This window comes from Lacticaseibacillus sp. 53-4, from assembly GCF_016861805.1.
GTDB lineage: Bacteria > Bacillota > Bacilli > Lactobacillales > Lactobacillaceae > Lacticaseibacillus.
Genome location: NZ_BOLT01000061.1, coordinates 1 through 4,247, shown reverse-complemented (window position 1 = coordinate 4,247; position 4,247 = coordinate 1). Strand labels below are relative to the sequence as shown.

The 4,247-nt window shown below is 53.0% G+C and carries 3 protein-coding genes and 1 pseudogene; 2 read left to right on the top strand and 2 right to left on the bottom strand.

What is annotated here, in order from left to right; genetic code table 11:
- Positions 1–1,268 (top strand): MobP2 family relaxase (gene mobP2, locus JUF21_RS11725; protein WP_203664820.1); only part of this gene is annotated, 1,268 nt, incomplete at its 5' end.
- A gap of 515 nt (positions 1,269–1,783) precedes the next feature.
- Here mobP2 and JUF21_RS11720 read toward each other — a convergent pair.
- Positions 1,784–3,478: an oleate hydratase gene (locus JUF21_RS11720; RefSeq protein WP_203664812.1), complete on the bottom strand. Its 1,695-nt coding sequence runs from the start codon at positions 3,476–3,478 to the stop codon at positions 1,784–1,786.
- 15 nt (positions 3,479–3,493) lie between these two features.
- A complete protein-coding gene (locus JUF21_RS12080; protein ID WP_255559905.1) occupies positions 3,494–3,628 on the bottom strand; it encodes a hypothetical protein in 135 nt (44 codons plus the stop codon).
- A 539-nt stretch (positions 3,629–4,167) separates the two neighbouring features.
- Here JUF21_RS12080 and JUF21_RS11715 point away from each other — a divergent pair.
- A pseudogene (locus JUF21_RS11715) lies at positions 4,168–4,247 on the top strand (IS6 family transposase); the annotation flags it as partial.

Here is a 4,247-nt window from a genome sequence, read left to right as displayed (position 1 = left end):
AGGTGATGAAGATGAGTAAGACGCCCGGTATCGTTACCGTCATGAAGTTTGTTCCGGCAGCGGACAAAAAATTTAGCGGCTACGTGAACTATATGGATCGCTCCGACGCAATGCGGAGTGATCACTTCACGGATTGGAACGTCAATCACTTTGACGGATATAACAACTACATGAACAATCCAGAAAAGAGCAAAGGCCTGTTCACAGCAGGGAAGGATTATCTGACGCAGGAGGAGCGAACTCAGCTGAAGAAACAGTTTACCCTTGCGCAGAAGAATGGCTCCTTAATGTGGCAAACCGTGGTGAGCTTCGACAACAGGTTTCTAGCAGACCACGGGCTTTATGATCTGCAAAGTAAACAGCTCGACCAGGAGAAGATCCAAGAGTCAATTCGCCATGGCATGAGCGGACTTCTGATCAAAGAAGGGCTGGCTAATACGGCGATATGGTCGGCATCAATTCACCTCAATACGGACAACATCCACGTGCACATTGCTTTCGTTGAGCCGGAACCAACACGTCGCCTATTCACACTCGATGATCACGATGGCGGGACGCATCAAGAGGCGCGGGGAATGCTCAAGCCCGCAACTATTTCTGCCTTCAAGTCGTCAATCGCAAACGAGTTAATCAACCGGGAGCAGTCGCTTGCACGGCTTTCAAGCTTGATCCGCAACGAGCTTCCACAGCACAACTATGACTGGGGCAAGCTCCCAGACTTTGACTTGCTGCGATTGTACCAACAGATCTACAAAGCACTTCCTGATGACAAGCGAAAGTGGAAGTACAACATGAACGCGCTCCAAGAAGTGCGGCCGCTGCTAGACGCTTTTAGCTCAAAATTCATGCAGCGGTACCACGGAAAAGAGCTGCAAGAGTTTGATCAAGCACTGAAGGCCGAGACGGATTTCCGTGAAGCACTTTACGGTTCTGGGCAGGAAGGCAAGGAGGCTGGCCGGGCGAAGGACTACGAATACGGTAAGTATGATGAGTTGTACGCCAGGATGGGAAACTCGATCCTGAGCGAGATGAGAAAGACAGACGACGCGGTTTATAGGAAGAAGCATCCGAACGGGTCCTCCTACCACAAGGCCCAGCAAGGCCAAACGAACCAGGGCATCTTCCAAGCCTTGTCGTCAATCCGCCGGGCTCTTTCCGGCGACATGAAGGCGCGTGCGAAAGCACAGCGTGACTATGAACGAATGCAGGATGAAAAAGAAGCTGACCGCCAGCGTCAGCAGAATCAGGGCTATGGCCCTGAACGATGAATCGCAGCCAATCAGGTTGCGATTTTTTTGTGCTCAAAAGGAGGAATGACAGATGGCAACAGAAGCAACGATTACGCCGGTCACTGATGATCAAATTCTCAAACTAACAAAAGGCTCCCTCCGAAGAGAGAGCCTTCCAAAAGATAAATAGTATTCTTCAACACCATTCGACAAAGAGCCGAAAAAGCGCGGGTTTGCTGGCGGTACGCCAGGCGATGCGTAGCAGTGCAAGCACTGATCTTTTTAGTAGCGAGTAAACCGACAGAAAATTAACAATAGAAGACTAAAATATCCGCGGCGAGCGTGATGGCCCTTTCGCTCGCCGCTACATAACGTTGAACAGTCTACTATCGGTCTGTGAGAGCAGGCTAAGACCTCGATGCTTATTCTAATTAAAGTGTTGGCCTTGAACTGTAAACTAGGGGGAAAAAAGTTCTAGAACCTCCAGAGCTGATACCCCTTAAAACCCAAGGCTTTAGATCTGGTTTTGTTTAAAGTCCATGAACACGCTAACCTTACTCGAACATCTTCTTGGTTGCCCGCAAAAGCGTCGGGATGTCCTTGTCGTAGCGTGGGGTCTTGACCAGGTGGCTCATCGGGATGCCGGCGAAGTGGTAGGCGGCGATCTCACCGGAGCGCACGGCACTCTGCTCGGTGAAGATCATCTGGTAAGGCTGCTCGACGAACTCGCCGGTGAAGGCCAGGTTGGTCGAGTGGGCCGGGATGACCAGCGGCCGGTCGTTCTTCGCGCGGTTGTTGAACAGCGCGGAGGCGTATGGCATGTAAGCCGGGATGTTGTTGATCACGGAGTCCATGATCGCCTGCTCGTGCTCGCGAATGTTGATCGGGCCTGGATCGACCATGGAGAGCTGGCCGATCAGTTCCTTGAGCATTTCCTCACCGGTCATTTCGATGTAAGGCTTCTGCACAAATTCACCGGTGCGGCGTGGGTACAGGAAGTAGCCCCAGATGACGCTTTCGTTTGGCTTTTGGGTGGTGAAGTGCGGCTGGTGGTGGACGACGATCGACATGTTCACGTCAGGCTGGCCCAGCGGGGTGACCGGGGCGGTGGACAGGAAGCTGTTCAGCGCGTTGCCCGGGACCTGCGTGGTGATGCGGGTGATCTCGTTGAGCAGCAGGTGATCCTTGGTGGTCAGGGTGAAGGAGACCCACTCGGAAGCGTCGCGATCGGCGAAGAACTTGTCCGGGTTGCCGACGTTGTAGAAGCGCTGGGCGGCCTTTTTCCACAGGCTGGCGGCAATGCCGTAGTCCATGTTCTCGCGGGCCGGGGTGGTGTAATCCCCGATGGTGGCAGAGTCGGTGATCGAGCCGTTGGTGAAAATCACGGCGGTGTCCTCGTCGACCGTCACGTGGTCCACCTCACCAGTGGTGGCATCGGTGACTTCCAGGCCGGTGACGGTGATCTCGTCTTGCATCGCGCTGTCCTTGAACTCCCAGTCCGAGACGATCTTGTCGAGCACGATGTTGACGCCCTGCGCCTGCAGGTACTTGATCAAAGGCAGCATGATGCTTTCGTACTGATTATAGCGGGTGCGGTTGACGCCGACCAGGTGCTCGATCTGCGTGAATTCGTACAGCATCATGTGCATGTAGCGCCGCAGTTCCTGGGCGGAGCTGGCGGTGCGGAAGGCAAAAGTGGTTTCCCACATGTACCAGAAGTTGGTGGTGAACATGTGCGGGTCGTCCTTGAAGTACTCGGCAATCGACACGTTGTCCAGCTGTTCCTCGTCCTTGTCCGGCATCATCACCAGCTTGGTCAAAAGCAGGCGGTCCTGGTTGTTTAGACCCAGGTGGCCGGCGTTCAGGATGCCCTCGCCGCGACGCAGCAGGCGGGCTTTATCAAAGGTACGGTGCTTGGCATCGAAGTCGTGGGTGTCCTCGGCCGCGGTCATGCCAGGCTCGGTGACGGACTGCACGCGTGACAGCAGGTCCATCAGGTCGACATAGGTGCGGTAGTTGAGCATGCGGCCACCGCGGGCGATGAAGCCCTTGGTGTTATCCAGCGGGTGCTCCTTGTTCCAGTAGTCCTCGGCCTGAGCGGTGGCGGCACTGCCATCGTTGGAGCCGTGGTCATCCAGGCTGTAGAAGGTGATGGCGGACCCATCCCACTTGCCTTCCTGGATCAGGTAAACGGCGGCGGCCATGTTGGCCAGGCCGGCGCCGATCATAATCGCTTTATGTTTGATCATGGCAAACCCTTCTTTCTAAGCGCGGTGCGATTCGAAAATCGCATAGTCCGCGGCATCGTTGTGGAACCAATCCAATTTCTTCAGAGTGTAGACGGTAGCGCCGGCAACGGTGCCGACAAACAGGCCGAGCAGTAACGCTTTCTTTTTCATGGTTGAACCACCTTTCTGATTACACTGTTAAGTATAAGCCAACAACCCATTCAATATAAAGGCGTCCCATTCTTCCAAGCAATCTAAGATTATTAAAACCCAGATCCACTTTGCTCATCCATATACCTTAGAACCTGTTTAGCGTCTTTTGAGGACTAAATCCAGAAAATCCAGCACGACTATCTGAGGACTAGTATTGAGCTTATGCTCACAACTTAGTTCGCTTTGAGGCCTTCGACATACGCCGCTGCCTGCATTCGATACATTTTAGCGTACCGAGGCGAGGGTTATTTGCCATTAGTCGTTTGTGTGTATCAAACCCCTGTATTTGGCCGTCCTGCATGAATATAACCTTGTCGGCCATCGTTACTGACGAAAGACGATGCGTAACGAGAATCACGGTCTTATGCTCGTTAAGTTCCGCAAAGCTTTGATAAATCTCGTACTCACTCTTAGGACCAATCGCAGCAGGGTTCTGGTGCAAAGTTTACTCAGGGAGAGTGCATCCTGTATCATGAATTGAAACTGGAGGTTTTCAGATGACTGATCATTTTAAAGGACGGCAATTCAATCAATCAGTGATTACTTTTGCCGTAGGCTACTACTTGCGTTACAACAT

What these genes read in the sequence shown, in the direction of transcription:
- JUF21_RS12080 (WP_255559905.1), bottom strand. Translation starts at nt 3,628, where the DNA reads ATGAAAAAGAAAGCGTTACTGCTCGGCCTGTTTGTCGGCACCGTTGCC.
- JUF21_RS11720 (WP_203664812.1), bottom strand. Translation starts at nt 3,478, where the DNA reads ATGATCAAACATAAAGCGATTATGATCGGCGCCGGCCTGGCCAACATG.